This window comes from Limnohabitans sp. DM1 (genome assembly GCF_001269385.1).
In the GTDB taxonomy this organism is placed as follows: Bacteria; Pseudomonadota; Gammaproteobacteria; order Burkholderiales; family Burkholderiaceae_C; genus Limnohabitans_A.
The window spans coordinates 55,006-77,256 of the sequence record NZ_CXOO01000022.1 but is presented as its reverse complement, the minus strand read 5'-3'; the positions used below and the strand labels follow the sequence as shown (position 1 = coordinate 77,256).

General features: G+C 56.7%; 17 protein-coding genes and 4 tRNA genes. All 21 read left to right on the top strand.

The window, feature by feature from the left end:
• Positions 1 to 3: 3 nt before the first annotated feature.
• The 21 genes from AMM33_RS08165 (at position 4) to AMM33_RS08060 (ending at position 22,234) form a co-directional block, all read left to right on the top strand.
• A complete protein-coding gene (locus AMM33_RS08165) occupies positions 4 to 699 on the top strand; it encodes a LysE family translocator (RefSeq protein WP_090140262.1) in 696 nt (231 codons plus the stop codon).
• 39 nt (positions 700 to 738) lie between these two features.
• Entirely contained in the window at positions 739 to 1,767 is a 1,029-nt protein-coding gene (trpD, locus tag AMM33_RS08160) for an anthranilate phosphoribosyltransferase (protein WP_090140260.1), read from the top strand.
• 46 nt (positions 1,768 to 1,813) lie between these two features.
• Positions 1,814 to 2,602 (top strand): indole-3-glycerol phosphate synthase TrpC, encoded by a 789-nt coding sequence (trpC, locus tag AMM33_RS08155; protein WP_090140539.1) that lies wholly within the window; start codon positions 1,814 to 1,816, stop codon positions 2,600 to 2,602.
• Complete coding sequence (locus tag AMM33_RS08150) at positions 2,602 to 3,363, top strand: uracil-DNA glycosylase (RefSeq protein ID WP_090140258.1); 762 nt, start codon at positions 2,602 to 2,604, stop codon at positions 3,361 to 3,363. Before trpC ends, AMM33_RS08150 begins: the two co-directional genes overlap by 1 nt.
• 62 nt (positions 3,364 to 3,425) lie before the next feature.
• Positions 3,426 to 3,511: transfer RNA gene (locus AMM33_RS08145), tRNA-Tyr, on the top strand.
• Between the two features lie 87 nt (positions 3,512 to 3,598).
• A tRNA-Gly gene (locus AMM33_RS08140) sits at positions 3,599 to 3,672 on the top strand.
• Positions 3,673 to 3,702: 30 nt separating this feature from the next.
• Positions 3,703 to 3,777 (top strand) — tRNA-Thr (locus tag AMM33_RS08135).
• Positions 3,778 to 3,850: 73 nt separating this feature from the next.
• Entirely contained in the window at positions 3,851 to 5,041 is a 1,191-nt protein-coding gene (tuf, locus tag AMM33_RS08130) for an elongation factor Tu (protein ID WP_053172486.1), read from the top strand.
• Positions 5,042 to 5,053: 12 nt separating this feature from the next.
• Positions 5,054 to 5,129: transfer RNA gene (locus AMM33_RS08125), tRNA-Trp, on the top strand.
• Positions 5,130 to 5,228: 99 nt separating this feature from the next.
• Complete coding sequence (gene secE, locus AMM33_RS08120) at positions 5,229 to 5,612, top strand: preprotein translocase subunit SecE (RefSeq protein ID WP_090140257.1); 384 nt, start codon at positions 5,229 to 5,231, stop codon at positions 5,610 to 5,612.
• Entirely contained in the window at positions 5,612 to 6,193 is a 582-nt protein-coding gene (gene nusG, locus AMM33_RS08115; protein WP_090140255.1) for a transcription termination/antitermination protein NusG, read from the top strand. The genes secE and nusG overlap by 1 nt, the downstream gene beginning before the upstream one ends.
• 118 nt (positions 6,194 to 6,311) lie before the next feature.
• Positions 6,312 to 6,743, top strand: a complete 432-nt coding sequence (rplK, locus tag AMM33_RS08110) for a 50S ribosomal protein L11 (RefSeq protein WP_090140253.1) — start codon at positions 6,312 to 6,314, stop codon at positions 6,741 to 6,743.
• Positions 6,744 to 7,439, top strand: a complete 696-nt coding sequence (rplA, locus tag AMM33_RS08105) for a 50S ribosomal protein L1 (protein ID WP_090140252.1) — start codon at positions 6,744 to 6,746, stop codon at positions 7,437 to 7,439.
• Positions 7,440 to 7,693: 254 nt separating this feature from the next.
• Positions 7,694 to 8,200 (top strand): 50S ribosomal protein L10, encoded by a 507-nt coding sequence (gene rplJ / locus AMM33_RS08100; protein WP_090140250.1) that lies wholly within the window; start codon positions 7,694 to 7,696, stop codon positions 8,198 to 8,200.
• Positions 8,201 to 8,240: 40 nt separating this feature from the next.
• A complete protein-coding gene (gene rplL / locus AMM33_RS08095) occupies positions 8,241 to 8,615 on the top strand; it encodes a 50S ribosomal protein L7/L12 (RefSeq protein ID WP_090140537.1) in 375 nt (124 codons plus the stop codon).
• A gap of 350 nt (positions 8,616 to 8,965) precedes the next feature.
• Positions 8,966 to 13,090 (top strand): DNA-directed RNA polymerase subunit beta, encoded by a 4,125-nt coding sequence (gene rpoB / locus AMM33_RS08085; RefSeq protein ID WP_090140246.1) that lies wholly within the window; start codon positions 8,966 to 8,968, stop codon positions 13,088 to 13,090.
• 23 nt (positions 13,091 to 13,113) lie between these two features.
• Positions 13,114 to 17,328, top strand: a complete 4,215-nt coding sequence (rpoC, locus tag AMM33_RS08080; RefSeq protein WP_090140244.1) for a DNA-directed RNA polymerase subunit beta' — start codon at positions 13,114 to 13,116, stop codon at positions 17,326 to 17,328.
• A gap of 97 nt (positions 17,329 to 17,425) precedes the next feature.
• Positions 17,426 to 17,968, top strand: a complete 543-nt coding sequence (locus AMM33_RS08075; protein ID WP_090140242.1) for a LemA family protein — start codon at positions 17,426 to 17,428, stop codon at positions 17,966 to 17,968.
• 10 nt (positions 17,969 to 17,978) lie between these two features.
• Positions 17,979 to 19,337 (top strand): 16S rRNA (cytosine(967)-C(5))-methyltransferase RsmB, encoded by a 1,359-nt coding sequence (rsmB, locus tag AMM33_RS08070; RefSeq protein WP_090140239.1) that lies wholly within the window; start codon positions 17,979 to 17,981, stop codon positions 19,335 to 19,337.
• The gene (locus tag AMM33_RS08065) at positions 19,297 to 19,935 is read left to right on the top strand and encodes a DUF4390 domain-containing protein (RefSeq protein WP_090140237.1); all 639 of its coding nucleotides are present in this window, start codon (positions 19,297 to 19,299) and stop codon (positions 19,933 to 19,935) included. The genes rsmB and AMM33_RS08065 overlap by 41 nt, the downstream gene beginning before the upstream one ends.
• 67 nt (positions 19,936 to 20,002) lie before the next feature.
• Positions 20,003 to 22,234 (top strand): ATP-binding protein, encoded by a 2,232-nt coding sequence (locus AMM33_RS08060; protein WP_369802417.1) that lies wholly within the window; start codon positions 20,003 to 20,005, stop codon positions 22,232 to 22,234.
• Positions 22,235 to 22,251: the final 17 nt, after the last annotated feature.

Sequence of the window (22,251 nt, the reverse complement as noted above, 5' to 3'; positions counted from 1 at the left end):
GCCATGTTTGACGCGCAGCAAGTCCTGATGTTCATGTTGGCCGGTGTGCTGCTCAACCTCACGCCTGGGCCGGATGTGCTCTACATCGTCAACCAGTCCTTGAGCGGGGGCGTGCAGCGGGGTCTCGTTGCCGCCTGGGGCATCACAGCGGGGTGTTTTGTGCATGTGGCTGCGGCCGCTTGGGGCTTGGGGGCCGTTTTGGCCACCTCAGCCAACGCCTTCAATCTGGTCAAGTGGATCGGTGCCGCCTACCTGTTGTGGATGGGTGGGCGTCTGTTGTGGCGCACATGCCAAGCCCGTGCCGATGGCGATCAAGCGCAAGTTCCGGCGCTGATGGGCCATTCTGACCCGCCCGGGCGTAGGCCAGCCTCCAAAGAGGCCACTGGTTTATGGGCCGTGTTCTTCGGCGCGTTCGCCACCAACGCCTTGAACCCGAAAGTGGCGCTGTTTTTTCTGGCCTTTGTGCCGCAGTTCATCCCGGCGCATGCCCCCGACCCGGCCTGGTCTTTTGTACTCTTGGGCTGCTTGTTCAATCTGAACAGTTGGCTGGTGTGCATGGGCTGGGCTGTGGCCGCCTCTTGGCTGGCCAGCAGAGGCCAATGGCTGCAGCGCGGCATGCGACACCTGGACCGGCTGACGGGCTTTTTGTTTGTCGGCTTTGGTCTGAAGCTCGCCCTGACGGACGCGCCATCCCACTGAATTTTTCACCGCATCCCACTATCCGAGAGGAACTCCACCATGCCCATCACCCCTCAGGAAGCGCTGCAACGCACCATCGAGCACCGCGAGATTTTTCACGACGAGATGCTTCACCTCATGCGCATGATCATGAATGGCGAGTTGTCGCCCGTCATGACCGCCGCGCTCGTCACAGGCCTGCGCGTGAAAAAGGAAACCATTGGCGAGATCACCGCCGCTGCGCAAGTCATGCGAGAGTTCTCAACCAAGGTGCATGTGGCCGACCCCACACACCTGGTGGACATCGTGGGCACGGGGGGCGATGGGGCCCACACCTTCAACATCTCGACTTGCGCCATGTTTGTGGCCGCTGCCGCTGGGGCCAAAACGGCCAAGCACGGTGGGCGCAGCGTCAGCAGCAAATCGGGCAGTGCGGATGTGGTCGAAGCCCTGGGTGGCAACATCCACCTGTCGCCCGAGCAGATCGCCCGGTCGATCGAAGAGGTGGGCATCGGCTTCATGTTCGCCCCCAACCACCACCCGGCCATGAAAAACGTGGCCCCGGTGCGCAAGGAGCTGGGAGTGCGCACGATGTTCAACATCCTCGGCCCCTTGACCAACCCAGCCAGCGCGCCCAACATTTTGATGGGCGTGTTCCACTCCGACCTGGTGGGCATTCAGGTGCGTGCCTTGCAACGCCTTGGGGCCGAGCATGCGGTGGTGGTGTACGGGCGCGACGGCATGGACGAAATCAGCCTGGGCGCGGCCACCTTGGTGGGCGAGCTCAAAAACGGCCAGATCACCGAATACGAAATCCACCCGGAAGATTTTGGCCTGACCATGGCCAGCAACCGGGCGCTGAAAGTGGACACACCCGAGCAATCCATGGCCATGCTGCGTGGCGTGCTGGACAATGAGCCCGGTGCGGCGCGGGACATCGTCTTGATCAACGCGGGTGCCGCCTTGTACGCGGCCAATGTGGCTAGCAGCATCGCCGATGGCCTGTCGCGCGCGCGTGTGGCCATCGAGTCGGGCGCGGCCAAAGCCAAGCTGGCGCAGTTTGTGGCCTTCGGCCAGAAGGCGGCTTGAGCCATTTCAAAAAACGGTGCCACCGAGCCCGCACAGAAAGAAAATCATGAGTGACATCCTGGACAAAATCGTCGCGGTCAAACGCGAAGAAGTGGCGGCGGCCTTGAAGCAAAAATCACTGGCAGCGGTGCGCACCGATGCCGAAAGCCGCGTGTTGACCCGTGACTTTGAAGGCGCGATGCGTGCCAAGATCGCTGCAGGCCAAGCGGCAGTGATCGCCGAAATCAAGAAGGCCAGCCCGTCCAAAGGCGTGTTGCGGGCCGACTTCATTCCGGCCGACATTGCCCAAAGCTACGCCGAATTCGGCGCGGCTTGTCTGTCGGTGTTGACGGACAAGCAGTTCTTTCAGGGCAGTGTGGATTACCTCAAACAAGCCCGCGCCAGTTGTGACCTGCCCGTGCTGCGCAAGGATTTCATGATCGATGCCTACCAGGTGTACGAAGCCCGGGCCATGGGGGCTGACGCCATCTTGCTCATCGCCGCCTGCCTGGACGACGCCCACATGGCCGAGATGGAGGCGGTGGCCCGCAGCCTGGACATGGCGGTGCTGGTGGAGGTGCACGACAGAGCCGAGCTGGAACGCGCCCTGAAACTCAAAACGCGTCTGGTCGGCATCAACAACCGCAACCTGAAAACTTTCGAAGTGTCCTTGCAGACGACCTTGGACATGCTGCCCGCTGTGCCGGCCGACCGCTTGCTGGTCACCGAAAGCGGGATTCAAACCCTGGAAGATGTCCGAATCATGCGCGAGGCCAAGGTCAACGCGTTCCTGGTGGGTGAGGTTTTCATGCGTGCCAGCGAGCCCGGCGAAGCCTTGGCCAAACTGTTTGCTTGATGTTTGACAGAAAAAGTCAGCAAGCCTTTGGCTTTGGGAAAGAAGATTGGTATGGGCGCAGCTTGACTCAGTGGCCACCCGATGTGCAGGCTTTGGATGAGGGCTGGAGACCTTTGGTGACCGATTTTTTGGCATCCACGACAGGCGTGGAGCTGTCTAGGCGAATGACTCAGGCCTTGAGTGAAGGAAAAGTCATTTACCCACCAGAGCCTTTGCGTGCCTTGGCTTTGACGCCATTGAACCTTGTGCGCGTGGTGATCTTGGGGCAAGACCCTTACCACGGGCCGGGTCAAGCAGAGGGGTTGGCATTTTCTGTGCCTCATGGCGTAAGGATTCCGCCGAGTTTGCGCAATATTTTCAAAGAGCTGCAACAGAGCCTGGGTGTCCCAGTTCAGGGCGATGGCTCTTTGGTGCGTTGGGCTCAGCAAGGGGTTTTGCTGCTAAACACGTGCCTCACAGTCGAGGCGGGCCACGCGGGTAGCCATGCACGTTGGGGTTGGGAGACGTTGACAGATGTATTGGTAGAGGCAGCAGCGCAAAGCGCGCAGCCCTTGGTGTTTATGTTGTGGGGCGCACAAGCACAGGCGAAAAAAAACAGGATTGATGACCTGTGCCCGAACGATAGGCATTTGATCTTGCAATCCAACCACCCATCACCATTGTCGGCACGGCGACCGCCAACCCCCTTTTTAGGTAGTGATCACTTCGCGCTTGCCAACCAATTTTTTTTACGAATGGGGCAAAAATCCATAGACTGGTGAAAAAGTTATGTTGAAAGTTGCGAAGTCTTTGAAAAAGATGGCATAATCTAAGACTTGCTTTTGGAGGGGTGCCCGAGTGGCTAAAGGGGGCAGACTGTAAATCTGTTGGCTTACGCCTACACTGGTTCGAATCCAGTCTCCTCCACCAGCAAACACGACTCAGTCGTTTGATTTAGAGCATTTGGAAAAGGTTTCCAAGCATTGGCGTTGCATTCATTCGTGTGGCGCAATTAATGCGGGAGTAGTTCAATGGTAGAACCTTAGCCTTCCAAGCTAATGACACGGGTTCGATTCCCGTTTCCCGCTCCAGTCAATCGGTTGGGTTTGTTAGAAGTTTTCGCCCTTGTGGCTCAGTGGTAGAGCACTCCCTTGGTAAGGGAGAGGTCGCGGGTCCGATTCCCGCCAAGGGCACCAGTTTTGGGGCGTGCAATGAAAGTTGTGCGCCCTCTGTTTTGGTTGTTGACCGCTACTTTTCGGAGTCGAAGATATGGCAAAAGAGAAATTCGAACGGACCAAACCCCACGTGAATGTGGGCACCATCGGTCACGTTGACCACGGCAAAACCACCCTGACTGCTGCCATCACCACCGTGTTGGCTGCCAAGTTCGGCGGTGCTGCCAAAGCGTACGACCAGATCGACGCGGCTCCCGAAGAGAAGGCCCGTGGTATCACGATCAACACCGCTCACGTTGAGTACGAAACAGAAAACCGTCACTACGCCCACGTGGACTGCCCTGGCCACGCTGACTATGTGAAGAACATGATCACCGGTGCTGCCCAGATGGACGGCGCTATTTTGGTTTGCTCCGCTGCTGACGGCCCCATGCCTCAGACCCGCGAGCACATCTTGTTGGCCCGTCAAGTTGGCGTGCCTTACATCATCGTGTTCCTGAACAAGTGCGACATGGTTGACGACGCTGAGTTGTTGGAACTGGTCGAGATGGAAGTTCGCGAGTTGTTGTCCAAGTACGACTTCCCAGGCGACGACACACCGATCGTTCAAGGTTCTGCCAAGCTGGCGCTGGAAGGCGACAAGGGTCCTTTGGGCGAGCAAGCCATCATGAAGCTGGCCGAAGCTCTGGACACCTACATCCCTACGCCTGACCGCGCAGTGGACGGTGCATTCCTGATGCCCGTGGAAGACGTGTTCTCCATTTCTGGCCGCGGCACTGTGGTGACGGGTCGTATCGAGCGCGGTATCGTCAAAGTCGGCGAAGAAATCGAAATCGTCGGTATCAAAGACACTGTCAAGACCACTTGCACAGGCGTTGAGATGTTCCGCAAGCTGCTGGACCAAGGTCAAGCGGGCGACAACGTCGGCATCTTGCTGCGCGGCACCAAGCGCGAAGACGTCGAGCGCGGCCAAGTGCTGTGCAAGCCCGGCTCGATCAAGCCCCACACCCACTTCACGGGCGAGATCTATGTCTTGTCCAAAGACGAAGGTGGCCGTCACACGCCTTTCTTCAACAACTACCGTCCTCAGTTCTACTTCCGTACGACGGACGTGACCGGCGCGATCGAATTGCCAGAAGGCAAAGAGATGGTGATGCCTGGTGACAACGTGTCGATCACTGTGAAGTTGATCAACCCCATTGCGATGGAAGAAGGCTTGCGCTTTGCCATCCGCGAAGGCGGCCGTACCGTTGGCGCTGGCGTGGTTGCCAAGATCATCGCTTAAAGAGGTTCAAATAGGGGTATAGCTCAATTGGCAGAGCGTCGGTCTCCAAAACCGAAGGTTGTAGGTTCGATTCCTACTGCCCCTGCCACCTGAAAAGGTGGATTTTCAAGCCCGCTAGACTCTAGCGGGCTTCCTTGTCTGATACGTCGCCATCAATGATGGGGCGAAAAAAAGGTTTTCAAGCCGTATGGCAACGTCCGAAGTTCAAACTGTTAGCGCTGCCGGAGATAAGGCGCGTCTTGCTCTTGCTGGTGCATTGGTCATTGTTGCCTTGGCTGCCTTCTATTTGTTGGCTCAACAAGGTGCGTGGGTTCAATGGGGTGGATTGCTGCTGGGGCTGGCTGCTGCCATGGTGGCATTCTTTACATCAGAATCCGGACGGCAGTTGATCGCTTTCGGACGAGATGCTGTCCGTGAAGTGAAAAAGGTGGTTTGGCCAGAGCGTAAAGAGGCCATGCAAATTACCGCGTATGTGTTTGTCTTTGTGGTCGTGATGGCGCTGTTCTTGTGGCTCACTGACAAAACTCTGGAATGGGTTTTTTACGATCTTATTCTTGGGTGGAAAAAATAATGAACGATATTGTGGTCAATGCGCCAATGGCAGGAACCTCCACGAATCCTGATTTGAAGTGGTATGTGGTCCATGCTTACTCTGGCATGGAAAAAGCCGTAGAGCGCAACATTGTTGAACGCATTGCTCGTTCAGGCATGGAGTCCAAATTCGGGCGCATTCTGGTGCCCACCGAAGAGGTGGTTGAAGTCAAGAATGGTCAAAAAAGAACCACTGAACGCAAATTTTTCCCCGGCTATGTGCTGGTGGAAATGGTGATGGACGATGAAACTTGGCATTTAGTTAAACATACCAACAAGGTCACAGGATTTGTGGGTGGAGCTAAAAACAGACCAGCACCCATTTCAGAAGCTGATGTGGCCAAAATCGTCAGCCAAATGCAAGAAGGTACTGACAAGCCCCGTCATAAAGTTGAGTTTGAAGTGGGCGAGTACATCCGTGTGAAAGAGGGTCCGTTCACGGATTTCAATGGTACGGTTGAAGAAGTCAACTACGAACGAAACAAGATGCGTGTGTCTGTGACGATTTTCGGGCGTGCAACGCCGGTCGAATTGGAATTCAGTCAGGTTGAAAAAACCTGACCAGTAAGAAAACGAAGCACTTCCCGACTCGGTGTTTGGTTATTGAAAAAAGAGTCGTTAACCCCGGGAAGCAGATGGTTCAGAAAACCTAAGCGTTAATACCCGCAAGGAGAAAAGCATGGCGAAAAAAATCGTCGGCTTCATCAAGCTGCAAGTGCCAGCTGGTAAAGCTAATCCATCACCACCCATCGGTCCAGCACTGGGTCAGCGTGGTTTGAACATCATGGAATTCTGCAAGGCTTTCAACGCCCAGACCCAAGGCGTCGAGCCAGGCCTGCCATTGCCAGTGGTGATCACTGCGTTTGCAGACAAGTCTTTCACCTTCATCATCAAAACGCCACCAGCGGCCACTTTGATCAAGAAGTCCATCAAGATCGACAAGGCCTCGACCAAGCCAGGCTTGGAAAAAGTTGGCAAGATCAATCGTGCTCAGCTCGAAGAAATCGCCAAAACCAAGATGAAAGATCTGACTGCCGCCGACATGGACGCAGCCGTTCGCACCATCGCTGGTACTGCCCGTTCCATGGGCGTGAATGTGGAGGGCGTGTAAATGTCCAAGCTCACTAAAAAACAAAAAGCCCTGGTTGGCAAAGTCGACAGCCTAAAACTTTACGCATTGTCTGACGCATTGACCATGGTCAAAGAATGCGCGACCGCCAAGTTCGACGAGTCCATCGACGTGGCTGTCCAGCTCGGCATCGATGCCAAGAAGTCGGACCAAGTAGTTCGTGGCGCTGTCGTGTTGCCCAATGGCACCGGCAAGACCGCCCGTGTGGCCGTGTTCGCGCAAGGCGCCAAGGCTGACGAAGCCCGCGCTGCCGGTGCTGACGTGGTTGGCATGGACGACTTGGCTGCCCGCGTCAAAGCTGGCGACATGCCCTTCGACGTGGTAATTGCTGCACCTGACGCCATGCGCGTGGTCGGTACTCTGGGTCAAATTCTGGGCCCACGTGGCCTGATGCCCAACCCCAAAGTCGGCACCGTCACCCCTGACGTGGCCACGGCCGTGAAGAACGCCAAGGCCGGTCAAGTGCAGTTCCGCGTGGACAAAGCCGGTATCGTGCACGGCACCATCGGTCGCCGTTCATTCGACACCGACAAGTTGCAAGGCAACTTGGCTGCGCTGGTGGAAGCCTTGGTGAAAGCCAAGCCTGCAACCAGCAAAGGCGTGTACCTGCGCAAAGTGGCTGTGTCGTCGACCATGGGTGTGGGCGTTCGCGTCGACACACAATCCATCTCGGCGTGATGGCAAAGATTTGAGGGGCTCAACCGAGCACCTCAATGTGGTGGGCCGCTGATCTTTCTAAAGATCGGTGGGCCATCCAAGACCGTTGGTGCACACACTGTGTGCTTAATCAACAAAACCTCAATTGAACTTGAAGTTTTGGGCCAACGCAGATGGCGATCCCGCTGCAGATGGATGAAGATCCTAAACAGTTGGTCGCTGCAAATAGGCGTGTTTCAGGGGTGACCCGAAAAACACATACAAAGGAGTAGACCTTGAGTCTGAATCGCAGTGAGAAAGAAGCGGTCATTTCAGAAGTGACCGACCTCGCCGCTAAAGCTCAAACGCTGGTGATGGCGGAATACCGTGGCATCACGGTCGCTGACATGACAAACTTGCGCGTTAAAGCTCGCAGCTTGGGCGTTTCGCTGAGTGTGTTGAAAAACACCTTGGCTCGCCGTGCTGTAGCCGGTTCGCAGTTTGAAGTTGTTGTCGACCAGATGACTGGTCCGCTGATCTATGGCTTCTCTGAAGATGCAGTCGCAGCCGCGAAAGTGGTGGCCGATTTCGCGAAAACCAATGACAAGTTGGTGATTCGCGCAGGTGCATTTGCAGGTAAAGCCTTGGACGTGAACGGCGTTAAGCAGCTGGCAAGCATCCCTTCGAAAGAAGTTTTGTTGGCTCAGTTGTGTGGCTTGTTGATGTCGCCTATGTCTCGCACCGCAGTGGTGTTGGGTGCTTTGGCGGCCAAAAAAGGCGAAGGCGAAGCTGTTGCCGCTTAAGGCCAGCGTTCGTGTTTTAACCAATTGTTAGGAAATGAAAATGGCATTCGATAAAGACGCATTTTTGACCGCGCTGGACAGCATGACGGTCATGGAACTCAACGACCTGGTGAAAGCCATCGAAGAGAAGTTTGGCGTGAGCGCTGCCGCTATGGCGGCTCCCGCTGCTGCTGGTGGCGGTGCCGCTGCTGCTGCCGAAGAGAAGACTGAATTCAACGTCATGTTGCTGGAAGCTGGCGCTAATAAAGTGTCCGTGATTAAAGCTGTGCGTGAAATCACTGGTTTGGGCTTGAAAGAAGCCAAAGACCTGGTTGACGGCGCACCCAAAGCGGTCAAAGAAGGCCTGCCAAAAGCTGACGCTGAAGCTGCCAAGAAAAAGCTGGAAGAAGCTGGCGCCAAGGCCGAACTCAAGTAATTCGGTCTCTGCCCAAGGCTGGAGCGTCCGCAAGGGCCTCCAGCCTTTGGTGCTTGAAGAGCACACCGAAAAGCAGACTCCATTCAGTCCCCTTTCCAGTGTTTGAGCGAAACACCGGAAAGCGGATTGAACCCAGTCTTCTTTCCAGTGTTTTAGTGAAACACCGGAAAGCGGGTTGAACCCAGTCTTCTTTCCAGTGTTTTCTGACCCGACTGCAGAAGACCCTTGGTTCGGGTTGCGTGCAATGCGCAATCGTCCGCCAAAGCTGGTAGAGGCCAGCCGCCAAGCCCGTCATCCATACCAAAAGCGTGGATGACACACAGTCCTGAAAGATCAAGCCCGGAGATCTCATGGCCTATTCATACACCGAACGCAAGCGAATTCGCAAAAGTTTCGGAAGCCGCGAAAGCGTGCTCGAAGTTCCTTACCTGCTGCAAATGCAAAAAGACGCATACACGTCCTTCCTGCAAGCAGGTGTTGTTTCATCCAAACGTACACACGAAGGCCTGCAAGCCGCTTTTGAGTCGGCATTCCCGATCGTGTCCCACAACGGCTTTGTGGAGATGAAATTCGTCGAGTACAACCTGGCCAAACCCGCGTTTGATGTGCGCGAATGCCAGACACGTGGACTGACCTTTTCGTCTGCCGTGCGTGCCCGCGTCCAACTGATCATTTACGACCGCGACTCTTCGACCACGCAGAACAAAGTGGTCAAGGAAGTCAAAGAGCAAGAAGTCTATATGGGCGAAGTGCCCTTGATGACCGACAAAGGCTCCTTCATCATCAACGGTACTGAGCGCGTGATTGTTTCTCAGTTGCACCGTTCGCCGGGTGTGTTCTTTGAACACGACAAGGGCAAAACCCACAGCTCGGGCAAACTGTTGTTCTCGGCCCGAATTATCCCTTACCGTGGCTCATGGCTCGACTTCGAATTCGACCCGAAAGACATCCTGTACTTCCGCGTTGACCGCCGTCGCAAGATGCCCGTGTCGATCCTGCTCAAAGCCATCGGCCTGAACCCAGAATCGATCCTGGCGAACTTCTTCGTCAACGACACTTTCCGCCTCATGGACAGCGGCGCACAAATGGAATTTGTGGCCGAACGTCTGCGCGGTGAAGTGGCACGTTTTGACATCACGGACAAAGCCGGCAAGGTCGTGGTGGCCAAAGACAAGCGCATCACTGCACGTCACACGCGAGAGCTTGAGCAATCAGGCACTTCGCACATCAGCGTGCCCGAAGACTTCCTGATCGGTCGCGTGGTCGCCCGCAACATTGTGGACGGCGACACCGGCGAAATCATCGCCAAAGCCAACGAAGAGTTGACGGAGGCCTTGCTCAAGAAACTGCGTACGTCCGGCATTCAAGACCTGCAGTGCATCTACACCAACGAACTTGACCAAGGCGCGTACATCTCGCAAACCCTGCGCATCGACGAAACCGTGGATGAATTCGCAGCACGCGTGGCCATCTACCGCATGATGCGCCCTGGCGAGCCACCGACAGAAGACGCTGTGCAAGCGCTGTTCCAGCGCCTGTTCTACAACCCCGACACTTACGACCTGTCGCGCGTGGGCCGCATGAAGTTCAACGCCCGCGTGGGCCGTGGCGAGTCCACAGGCCCCATGGTGTTGACCAACGAAGACATCCTGGCCGTCGTCAAGATCCTGGTGGATCTGCGCAACGGCAATGGCGAAGTCGATGACATCGACCACTTGGGCAACCGCCGCGTGCGTTGCGTGGGTGAATTGGCCGAGAACCAGTACCGCACCGGTCTGGCACGTATCGAAAAGGCCGTCAAAGAGCGTCTGGGTCAAGCCGAGCAAGAGCCACTCATGCCGCATGACCTGATCAACTCCAAGCCGATCTCTGCGGCCCTGAAAGAGTTCTTTGGCGCATCGCAGCTGTCGCAGTTCATGGACCAGACCAACCCGTTGGCCGAGATCACGCACAAACGTCGCGTCTCAGCTTTGGGCCCAGGCGGTTTGACACGCGAACGCGCAGGCTTTGAAGTCCGTGACGTGCACGTGACCCATTACGGTCGCGTTTGCCCTATCGAGACACCTGAAGGTCCAAACATCGGTTTGATCAACTCGCTGGCTTTGTACGCCCGCTTGAACGAGTACGGTTTCATTGAAACCCCGTACCGCCGCGTGGTGGACGGCAAGGTCACGATGGACATCGATTACCTGTCGGCCATCGAAGAAGGCAAGTACGTCATCGCCCAGGCCAACGCCACATTGGACAAAGACGGCAAGCTGACTGGCGACCTGGTGTCTGCCCGTGAAAAAGGCGAATCCATCCTGTGCGGTGCCGAGCGCATCCAGTACATGGACGTGTCGCCAGCGCAGATCGTTTCGGTGGCGGCCTCTTTGGTGCCGTTCCTCGAGCACGACGACGCCAACCGCGCTTTGATGGGTGCCAACATGTCGCGTCAGGCTGTGCCTGTGTTGCGTCCTGAAAAGCCCATGGTCGGCACCGGCATCGAGCGCGTTGCAGCGGTCGACTCCGGCACCGTGGTCACCGCCACCCGCGGCGGTATCGTGGACTATGTCGATGCCACCCGCATCGTGATCCGCGTGAACGACGCAGAAGCTTTGGCCGGCGAAGTGGGTGTGGACATCTACAACCTCATCAAGTACCAGCGTTCCAACCAGAACACCAACATCCACCAGCGACCCATCGTCAAGCGTGGCGACAAGCTGGCCAAGGGTGACGTGATTGCTGACGGTGCATCGACCGACCTGGGTGAAATCGCCATTGGTCAGAACATGCTGATCGCCTTCATGCCCTGGAACGGCTACAACTTCGAAGACTCGATTTTGATCAGCGAGCGCGTGGTGGCCGAAGACCGCTACACCTCGATCCACATCGAAGAACTCGTGGTCATGGCCCGTGACACCAAGTTGGGCGCCGAAGAAATTTCGCGCGACATCCCTAACTTGTCCGAGCAGCAACTGGGCCGCCTGGACGACTCCGGCATCATCTACGTGGGTGCCGAAGTGCAGCCCGGCGATGTGCTGGTGGGCAAAGTGACTCCCAAAGGCGAGACCACCCTCACGCCTGAAGAAAAACTGCTGCGCGCCATCTTTGGCGAAAAAGCCAGCGATGTGAAAGACACCTCACTGCGCGTGGACCAAGGTTCGCAAGGCACTGTGATCGACGTGCAGGTCTTCACCCGTGAAGGCATCGTGCGCGACAAGCGTGCCCAGCAGATCATCGACGACGAACTCAAGCGTTTCCGTTTGGATTTGAACGACCAGCTGCGCATCGTGGAAGCCGACGCATTTGACCGTATCGAAAAGTTGCTGGTGGGCCGCGTGGCCAACGGTGGCCCTCAGAAACTGGCCAAAGGCACCAAGATCGACAAGGCCTATATGGAGTCGGTCGAGAAATTCCACTGGTTCGACATTCGACCAGCAGAAGACGACGTGGCCATGCAACTCGAGTCCATCAAGAACTCGCTGGAGCAAACCCGCCACAGCTTCGATTTGTCGTTTGAAGAAAAGCGCAAAAAGCTCACCCAAGGCGACGAGTTGCCCGCAGGCGTGCTCAAAATGGTCAAGGTCTATCTGGCCGTCAAGCGCCGCTTGCAGCCTGGTGACAAGATGGCCGGTCGTCACGGCAACAAGGGTGTGGTCTCCAAGATCGTTCCCGTCGAAGACATGCCTTACATGGCCGACGGCACCCCTGCTGACATCGTGTTGAACCCCCTGGGCGTGCCATCGCGCATGAACGTGGGCCAGGTGCTCGAAGTTCACCTGGGTTGGGCCGGTAAAGGCATTGGCCAACGCATTGGCAACATGCTGCAGGCCGAAACGCAGCGTTTGGAAAAAATTGCCGAACTGCGCCAATTGTTCGAGCAGCTTTACAACAGCTTGGGCCGAAAGGAAGACCTGTCGGAGCTGAGCGATGACGAAGTTCTGGCCATGGCCGAGAACCTCAAAGAGGGTTTCCCGTTTGCGTCACCGGTGTTTGATGGTGCAGCCGAAGAGGAAATCCGAGCCATGTTGCACCTGGCCTATCCGGACGACCTGGCCAAGGCCAAGGGGCTGACCGCTACACGTACGCAAGCCAATTTGTTTGATGGCCGTACAGGCGATGCCTTCGACCGTCCAACAACGATCGGCTACATGCATTACCTGAAGTTGCACCACTTGGTCGACGACAAGATGCACGCCCGCTCGACAGGTCCATACAGCTTGGTCACTCAGCAGCCGCTGGGTGGTAAGGCGCAGTTTGGTGGTCAGCGTTTCGGTGAGATGGAGGTGTGGGCGCTGGAAGCGTATGGCGCCTCTTACGTTCTGCAAGAGATGCTCACCGTCAAGTCGGACGACGTGCAAGGCCGCACCAAGGTGTACGAGAGCATCGTCAAAGGTGAACACTCCATCGAAGCGGGCATGCCCGAATCGTTCAACGTGCTGGTCAAGGAAATCCGTTCGCTGGGCCTTGACATTGAGCTCGAGCGTTCTTAATTCACAGGCAAAGGATTTAAACCATGAAATCACTACTCGACCTGTTCAAGCAGTTCACGCCCGATGACCACTTCGATGCGATCCGTATCGGCCTGGCATCGCCCGAGAAGATCCGTTCCTGGTCTTTCGGTGAAGTGAAAAAGCCGGAAACCATCAACTACCGCACCTTCAAGCCCGAGCGCGATGGTCTGTTTTGCGCCAAGATTTTTGGCCCCATCAAAGACTACGAATGCCTGTGCGGCAAGTACAAGCGCCTCAAGCACCGCGGCGTGATCTGCGAGAAGTGCGGCGTTGAAGTCACACAAACCAAAGTGCGTCGCGAGCGCATGGGTCACATCGACCTGGCCGCGCCTTGCGCCCACATCTGGTTCCTCAAATCGCTGCCGTCTCGTCTGGGCCTGGTGCTCGACATGACGCTGCGCGATATCGAACGTGTGCTGTACTTTGAAGCCTATGTGGTGACCGACCCGGGCATGACGCCGCTGAAGAAATTCAGCATCATGTCTGAAGATGATTACGACGCCAAAGTCAAGGAATACGGCGACGAGTTCGTGGCCAAGATGGGCGCTGAAGGCATCAAGGAATTGTTGCAAGGCATCGACATCGAAAGCGAGATCGAGCGTCTGCGCGGTGACCTGACCGGCTCCGAACTCAAGGTCAAGAAGAACTCCAAGCGCTTGAAGGTGCTGGAAGCCTTTAAAAAGTCGGGCATCAAGCCCGAGTGGATGGTGCTCGAAGTGCTGCCCGTGTTGCCACCGGACCTGCGTCCCTTGGTGCCACTGGACGGTGGTCGTTTTGCGACCTCCGACCTGAACGACCTGTACCGCCGCGTCATCAACCGCAACAGCCGTCTGCGCCGTTTGCTGGAACTCAAAGCTCCAGAGATCATTGCCCGCAACGAAAAGCGGATGCTGCAAGAAGCCGTGGACAGCTTGCTGGACAACGGCCGCCGTGGCAAGGCCATGACCGGCGCCAACAAGCGCGCCCTGAAGTCTTTGGCCGACATGATCAAAGGCAAGAGCGGTCGTTTCCGTCAGAACTTGCTGGGCAAGCGCGTGGACTACTCCGGTCGTTCCGTGATCACCGTGGGCCCAACCCTTAAGCTGCACCAGTGCGGTTTGCCCAAGCTGATGGCGATTGAGCTGTTCAAGCCTTTCATCTTTGCGCGTCTTGAAGCCATGGGCATCGCGACCACCATCAAGGCCGCCAAGAAGGAAGTCGAAGCCGGCACGCCCGTGGTGTGGGACATTCTGGAAGAGGTCATCAAAGAGCACCCCGTGATGCTCAACCGTGCGCCTACGCTGCACCGTTTGGGCATCCAGGCGTTTGAGCCCTTGCTGATCGAAGGCAAAGCCATCCAGTTGCACCCCCTCGTTTGCGCGGCCTTCAACGCCGACTTCGACGGTGACCAAATGGCCGTGCACATTCCGCTGTCGGTGGAAGCGCAGATGGAAGCCCGCACACTCATGCTGGCGTCGAACAATATCTTGTTCCCCGCATCGGGTGAGCCCTCCATCGTCCCGTCTCAAGACGTGGTGCTGGGCCTGTACTACGCCACCCGTGACCGTATCAACGCCAAGGGTGAAGGCCTGATCTTTTCCGACATCGGTGAAGTGCAGCGTGCTTTGGACTCGGATGCTGTGGAGTTGGCTGCCAAGATCAGTGTGCGCATGACCGAGTGGACCAAAAACAAGGCGACTGGTGAATTCACCTCCGCTGTGTCGATGGTGGAAACCACCGTGGGCCGTGCCTTGTTGTCCGAGATCCTGCCCAAAGGCCTGCCTTTCAGCAATCTGAACAAGGCGCTGAAGAAAAAGGAAATCTCCAAGCTGATCAACACGTCTTTCCGCAAGTGCGGCCTGAAAGAGACCGTGGTGTTTGCCGACAAGTTGCTGCAAAACGGTTTCCGTTTGGCCACACGCGCCGGTATCTCCATTGGCATCGACGACATGTTGGTGCCGCCTGAGAAGCCCGCCATCATTGAAGCGGCTGAAAAAGAAGTCAAAGACATTGAGCAGCAATACGTCTCCGGTCTGGTGACTGCTGGCGAGCGCTACAACAAGGTGGTGGACATCTGGGGCAAGGCCGGTGACGTCGTCTCCAAAGTGATGATGGACCAGCTGCGCAAAGAAAAAACCATTGACCGCCATGGTCATGAAGTCGATCAGGAATCGTTCAACTCGATTTACATGATGGCCGACTCCGGTGCCCGTGGTTCTGCAGCCCAGATTCGCCAGCTCGCTGGTATGCGCGGTCTGATGGCCAAGCCTGACGGCTCGATCATTGAGACCCCCATCACGGCGAACTTCCGTGAAGGTCTGAACGTGTTGCAGTACTTCATCTCGACACACGGCGCACGTAAAGGTCTGGCTGACACGGCTTTGAAGACCGCGAACTCGGGTTACCTGACCCGTCGTCTGGTGGACGTGACCCAAGACCTGGTCGTGACCGAGCTCGATTGCGGTACCGCTGACGGTTCGCTGATGCGCGCCATCGTCGAAGGTGGTGAAGTGATCGAATCGCTGCGTGACCGTATTTTGGGCCGCACAGTGGCTGAAGATGTGTTGCATCCAGAGAACCGTTCGGTGCTGGCCTCTGCAGGGACCATGCTGGATGAGGACCTGATCGACGAACTCGAAGCCGCAGGTGTGGATGAAGTCAAGGTCCGCACCGCGTTGACTTGTGCCACACGCTTTGGTTTGTGTGCCAAATGCTACGGCCGTGATTTGGGTCGCGGTGGTTTGGTCAACAATGGCGAAGCCGTGGGTGTGATCGCTGCTCAGTCCATCGGTGAGCCTGGCACGCAGCTGACCATGCGGACCTTCCACATCGGTGGTGCAGCCTCGCGTGCAGCGGTGGCGTCCAGCGTGGAAGCCAAGTCCAACGGCACCATCGGCTTCAATGCCACGATGCGTTATGTGACGAATTCCAAAGGCGAGTTGGTGGTGATTGCTCGCTCAGGTGAGATCATCATCACCGAGCATGGCCGTGAGCGTGAGCGTCATAAAGTGCCATACGGTGCCATCTTGTCCATCAAGGCAGACCAGACCATCAAGGCTGGCACCATCTTGGCCAATTGGGATCCCTTGACCCGTCCGATCATCACCGAATTCGCCGGTCAGGTGAAATTCGAGAACGTCGAAGAAGGTTTGACGGTTGCCAAACAGGTGGATGAAGTGACCGGTCTGTCCACACTGGTGGTGATCGATCCCAAGCGTCGCGGTGCAGCCAAAGTCATTCGTCCACAGGTCAAACTGATTGACGCCGCAGGCAAGGAAGTCAAAATTCCTGGCACCGACCACTCGGTGACGATCGGCTTCCAGATCGGCGCGCTGATCCAGGTCCGTGACGGCATGGATGTAGGCCCAGGTGAAGTGCTGGCCCGTATCCCCGTTGAAGGGCAGAAAACCCGAGACATTACCGGCGGTTTGCCCCGTGTTGCAGAACTGTTTGAAGCACGCTCTCCTAAAGACAAAGGCATGCTGGCCGAGATCACCGGTACCGTGTCCTTCGGCAAGGAAACCAAAGGTAAGGTCCGTTTGCAGATCACTGATCCGGAAGGCAAGATCTGGGATGAACTGATCCCCAAGGAAAAGAACATCCTGGTGCACGAAGGCCAAGTGGTGAACAAAGGTGAAAGCATTGTGGACGGTCCTGCCGACCCCCAAGACATCCTGCGTTTGCTGGGCATCGAAGAGCTGGCCCGCTACATCGTGGACGAAGTGCAGGACGTGTACCGCTTGCAGGGTGTGAAGATCAACGACAAGCACATCGAAGTGATTGTTCGTCAGATGCTGCGCCGTGTGGTGGTGGAGAACGCTGGTGACTCCAATTACATCGCCGGTGAACAGGTGGAGCGTTCTGAAATGCTCAACACCAATGACGCCCTGCAAAAAGACGGCAAGATTCCTGCGACGTACAGCAACTTGTTGCTGGGTATCACCAAGGCGTCCTTGTCGACCGATTCGTTCATCTCGGCCGCTTCCTTCCAGGAAACGACCCGTGTGCTGACCGAAGCGGCCATCATGGGCAAACGTGATGAATTGCGCGGTCTGAAGGAAAACGTGATCGTGGGTCGCTTGATTCCTGCCGGTACGGGTCTGGCCTACCATCAGGCACGCAAGGTGAAAGATGCGATGGACGACGCTGAGCGCCGCGCCATTGCGGACGCCGAAGCTGCAGATCTGGCGGGTTCCTCGGTGACAGAAGCTGTCTCGGATGCAGGCGAAGCCGCCTGAGCCATGACATCACCGATGCGTCGGTGATCTTGATCAGCCCCTGTACCGCCTGCGGACAGGGGCTGTTTTGTTGCAGATGCAAACATGAGGAGCTGTGATGGGTGCATTGGGTTTTGGCATATTTCTGGCTGTGTTGCTGTTTTGGGCGGTGGGTGCGCACAACCGCTTGGTTCGTTTGCGCAGTGAAGTCGTGCGTCAATGGAGCAGTGTGGATGCCGTGTGGCTGAGATTGCTCGTGCGCCTGCAAGGCGGCTTGGCCGCTCGTCAGGCATTGGCCAGCGAGGGCGAAACGCAAGACTTGCAACAACTTCAAATCATTTGTGATGAATTGCTGGAGGCGTTGACGCAAGCGAGGCTGCAACCCCTTGATGAAGACAGTCAAAAACAAGTGGTATCCCAGCACCTGAAACTGGTGGCGGAAATCCGGCTGATGCAGCAAACAGCCCCTCAAGCCATTCGGCCGGATTTGGACATTGCCCTGAACCGCATGCGTCAGACTTTGCCCGCAGCCTTGATTCCCTACCATGTGGCTGTCTTGGCCTACAACGAGGCCTTGTCCATGCGACCTGCATCCTGGCTGGGGCGGCGTTTGAAATTCAAGCCCGCCATTCGCATGGACTTGTCTTTGTCGACGAGCTGAAACGCATTGCATGAAAACCGTCAAAACTCCCGCCGATACCCGTAGCTCATCTGCCTCATCCGTTCCCTTGTGGCGTCTGCTGCAGGCCACCGCTTCAGCAGTACAGGCCGTGCGCGCAGGCCGATCCTTGACCGCACAACTCCAATCTGTACCCCAGGTTTTGCGTCCAGGGGTTCAGGCCTTGAGCTTTCATGCCTTGCGGCAGCTCGGACAGGCTACAGCTTTGCGGGAGTTGCTGGCCAGCAAAGCACCACCACCCGCTGCCGATGCCCTGTTGTGTACAGCCTTGGCCTTGTGCTGGGACGAGGCGCGGGCGCCGTATCCGGTGCATACACTCGTCAATCAAGTGGTGGAAGCCGCTCGCCAGCAACGCAGCACACAGGTGCAAAGCGGTTTCATCAATGCCTGTTTGCGAAGATTCATGCGCGAGCGTGAGGTCTTGGTGGGGCAGACGTCTGGCAACCCCCAGGCGCAGTGGAATCATCCCTTGTGGTGGATAGACCGGCTGCAGGCAGACCACCCAGACCACTGGCAGGCGCTGCTGAAGATGGCGCAAACACCGGCACCCATGACTTTACGGGTGAACCGGCAACACCACAGCGTGCAGTCCTACCAGGATGCACTGGCTGCTCAAGGTTGGGCATGTAAACCGGTGGGTGCGGATGGTTTGCAATTGGACAAAGCCGTGCCTGTTCATCAATTGCCAGGGTTTGAACAAGGCCATGTATCGGTGCAAGATGCCGCAGCGCAAATCGCGGCGCCCTTGTTGCTGCAGGGGTGGGACAGTCAGCAGCCTTGGCATGTACTGGACGCCTGTGCTGCACCGGGTGGCAAAACCGGACACATTCTGGAAATTAGTCCGCAGGCCCAGGTGCTGGCCCTGGACGTAGATGAAGAGCGCTGTGCCCGAATCCATGAAAATTTGGAAAGGCTGGGGGTCAAGGCACAAGTGCGTGGGGCTGATGCCAGCATGCCCAAGACCTGGTGGGATGGGCAGCCGTTTGATGCCATCTTGCTCGATGCCCCGTGTACAGCTTCTGGCATCGTGCGCAGACATCCCGATGTGCGCTGGTTGCGCCGTCCCACGGACAGTGCACAGTTAGCACAGGTACAGACACAATTGTTGAAGACCCTTTGGCCCCTTCTCAAAGTCGGTGGGCGCCTCTTGTATTGCACCTGCTCGGTTTTCAAGCTGGAGGGCGATGACGTCATACAAGCGTTTCTTCAACGCAACACTGACGCCACATTGCACCCATCTCCGGGGCATTTGATGCCGGGAAACGTGCCCAGAGGACGGCCAGTCGAGGACAATCAACTGGGTGAACACGATGGGTTTTATTACGCACTGCTGGAAAAGCGCCAAGTTTGATCTTCGGCGCTGTCGCCTTTGGGTCTTGGGCGCCCTGTGCTTGTTGTGGGTGTGCAAGGTGGGCGCGCAGTCTTCTGTGGCCGAATTGACAGAACTGCGGGTGGAGCGCCAAGACAGTGCGCTGGTTCTGAATGCGCAGCTCAAACTGGAGTTGGGTCCCGCCGTGGAGGACGCCTTGGTCAAAGGCCTGGCGGTGCACTTTGTGGCCGATGCCGAACTCATGCGTGACCGTTGGTACTGGTATGACCGCAAACTGGGCAGCGTCAGCCGTTATTACCGTTTGGCCTTTCAACCTTTGACGCGGCGTTGGCGCTTGAATGTATCGAGTGAACCCATCTCAAACTCGGGTCTATCGAGCACCATCTCGCAAAATTACGAAACACTCGCTGAAGCCTTGGGGGTGATCCGTCGGCAATCGGGCTGGAAAGTAGCCAACGCTCCAGACTTGGACGCCGATGGAAATCAATACTTGATCTACCGTTTCAAGCTGGATTTTTCCCAGTTGCCCAGACCTTTTCAAATTGCTGCTGGCAATCAAGCGGACTGGAATTTGGTGATCAGTCGCAGCTTGCGATTGAGTGCCGACATGGTGCGTTGACATGGCCTTGTTTGCGAATGTGACCAGCCGACAAAACTTGTGGGCGACAAAAACCAGTAGATGGTTGATGACCCTCGGTGCTGTGGCCATGGTGGTGATTGGTTTGGGCCTGCTGGTGTTGCTCACGCAGGCCACCGGGCACCGTGGTCGCTACAACCAAAACTACGAATGGCTGGTGTTGGTCAATCGCATCGTTGCTGGCGGATTGTTGTTGACCATTTTGTGGGGTTTTGTTCGATTGATCCTGCGTTGGCGCAGTGGCCAATTCGGCGCCAAATTGCTCCTTAAGTTGGCCGCCATCTTTGCTTTGGTCGGCGTGGTGCCAGGGGTGTTGATTTATGTCGTCTCCTACCAGTTTGTATCTCGCTCTATCGAGAGCTGGTTTGATGTGAAAGTGGAGGCCGCACTGGTCGGCGGCCTGAATCTTGGACGGGCCACATTGGACACCCTGAGCAACGATTTGGGCAAGCAAACACGGGCTGCTGCGTCGCAACTGGCCGACACGATGGATGCCAGCGCCGGCGTAGCGCTGGAAAAGTTGCAAGAACAGCAAGGCTTCAGTGATGTGGTGCTCTGGACAACGAATGGCCGCATGTTGGCCAGTTCTGGACAGTCCAGGTTCCAGATCAGGCCCGAACGGCCCCCCGCCTCCATGATCAAGGAGGCCCGGCAAAAGGGCGGCGTGGAATGGATTGAAGGGCTGGATGAATCAAGCTCTGGTGGAGATAAAGGTCGAATCAAGGTGCTGGTGCTGGTGCCGCAATCTGGCATGGCGTTTGACGAAGACCGCAAACTCTTGCAAATCACGCAGGAGTTGCCCCCCACGTTAGTCAACAACGCGCTCGAAGTGCAAGCCGCCTACCGTGAATACCAAGAGCGTGCGTTGGCCCGCGAAGGGTTGCGCCACATGTACATAGGCACCCTGACGCTCAGCCTGTTTCTGGCCGTGCTGGGAGCCATTTTGCTGGCGGTATTGCTGGGTAATCAGCTGGCCAGACCCTTGTTGCTGCTGGCGCACGGTATGCGCCAGGTGGCCGCAGGTGACCTGACACCCAAAATGGCACTGCAAGGCAAGGATGAGTTGGGCGGCCTGACACGCTCGTTCGCCGACATGACCCAACAGTTGTCAGACGCACGGGCCAGTGTGGAGCGCAGTCTGGAGGCCTTGGATTCAGCACGTGGCAATTTGCAAACCATTTTGGACAACCTCACATCCGGCGTGATGGTGCTTGATGCGGATGGCATCATTTTGTCTGCCAACCCAGGAGCAACGCGCATTTTGCGGGTGCCTGTGGCGGCCCATGAAGGACTGAGCTTGCTGAGTTTGCCGACGCTGGAGAAATTTGCCAAAGGCGTGGCCGAACAATTTACGCTGTTGCGCTCAGACAAAGGCGCTCATGAACTTGACCATTGGCAAAAGTCATATGAAATTCATGCCACGGGGCAGGGCTTGACAGAAAGCTGTGTCACCTTGTTGGCCCGAGGTGCTGTCTTGCCTGACGGCATGCGTTTGTTGGTGTTTGATGACATATCCGAAATTGTTTCCGCAGAACGCTCGCAAGCCTGGGGTGAAGTCGCTCGGCGTCTGGCGCACGAAATCAAAAACCCGCTGACGCCGATCCAGTTATCGGCCGAAAGACTCCAGCGCAAATTGATCGGCAAATTGGCAGCGCAAGACGATGCATTGCTGACCAAGTCCGTTAAAACCATCGTCGATCAGGTTGATGCCATGAAACGGCTGGTCAATGAATTTCGTGACTACGCAAGGCTTCCCTCAGCAGAACTCAAAAGCGTGCAGCTCAATGCACTCATTACCGATCTGATGGTGTTGTATGCCAGCGAACCCAGTGATCAAGTGCACAGGGCGCCAGTGAGTGTCGAATTGGACCCGGCTTGCCCCCCCATACAAGGTGATGTGCAGCAGCTGCGGCAGGTCATCCATAACCTGCTGCAAAACGGCCAGGACGCCTGTGAAAGTCGTGGACACGCCTTGCCCAACGCCCGTGTATTGGTGCGCACAGAATGGAGCGTCTTGCGACAACGGGTGCGCCTGAGCGTGACAGACACGGGACCCGGATTTGAGCCAAACATCCTCAAGCGAGCCTTTGAGCCCTACGTCACCACCAAAGCCAAAGGCACAGGCTTGGGTCTGGCGGTGGTCAAAAAAATTGCCGATGAACACGGTGCGCGCATTGAGCTGAGCAACGTCATCCAAGACGGAGAAATCAAAGGCGCACAAGTATCGCTATCATTCGCATTGGACGCAACACAGGGCGCGCCGAACCAGCCCTCTTCATGAACTGAGACAAGACAGTC

Coding starts and splice junctions, on each gene's coding strand:
- AMM33_RS08165 (WP_090140262.1), top strand. CDS start 4: ATGTTTGACGCGCAGCAAGTCCTGATGTTCATGTTGGCCGGTGTGCTG.
- trpD (WP_090140260.1), top strand. CDS start 739: ATGCCCATCACCCCTCAGGAAGCGCTGCAACGCACCATCGAGCACCGC.
- trpC (WP_090140539.1), top strand. CDS start 1,814: ATGAGTGACATCCTGGACAAAATCGTCGCGGTCAAACGCGAAGAAGTG.
- AMM33_RS08150 (WP_090140258.1), top strand. CDS start 2,602: ATGTTTGACAGAAAAAGTCAGCAAGCCTTTGGCTTTGGGAAAGAAGAT.
- tuf (WP_053172486.1), top strand. CDS start 3,851: ATGGCAAAAGAGAAATTCGAACGGACCAAACCCCACGTGAATGTGGGC.
- secE (WP_090140257.1), top strand. CDS start 5,229: ATGGCAACGTCCGAAGTTCAAACTGTTAGCGCTGCCGGAGATAAGGCG.
- nusG (WP_090140255.1), top strand. CDS start 5,612: ATGAACGATATTGTGGTCAATGCGCCAATGGCAGGAACCTCCACGAAT.
- rplK (WP_090140253.1), top strand. CDS start 6,312: ATGGCGAAAAAAATCGTCGGCTTCATCAAGCTGCAAGTGCCAGCTGGT.
- rplA (WP_090140252.1), top strand. CDS start 6,744: ATGTCCAAGCTCACTAAAAAACAAAAAGCCCTGGTTGGCAAAGTCGAC.
- rplL (WP_090140537.1), top strand. CDS start 8,241: ATGGCATTCGATAAAGACGCATTTTTGACCGCGCTGGACAGCATGACG.
- rpoB (WP_090140246.1), top strand. CDS start 8,966: ATGGCCTATTCATACACCGAACGCAAGCGAATTCGCAAAAGTTTCGGA.
- rpoC (WP_090140244.1), top strand. CDS start 13,114: ATGAAATCACTACTCGACCTGTTCAAGCAGTTCACGCCCGATGACCAC.
- AMM33_RS08075 (WP_090140242.1), top strand. CDS start 17,426: ATGGGTGCATTGGGTTTTGGCATATTTCTGGCTGTGTTGCTGTTTTGG.
- rsmB (WP_090140239.1), top strand. CDS start 17,979: ATGAAAACCGTCAAAACTCCCGCCGATACCCGTAGCTCATCTGCCTCA.
- AMM33_RS08065 (WP_090140237.1), top strand. CDS start 19,297: ATGGGTTTTATTACGCACTGCTGGAAAAGCGCCAAGTTTGATCTTCGG.
- AMM33_RS08060 (WP_369802417.1), top strand. CDS start 20,003: ATGACCCTCGGTGCTGTGGCCATGGTGGTGATTGGTTTGGGCCTGCTG.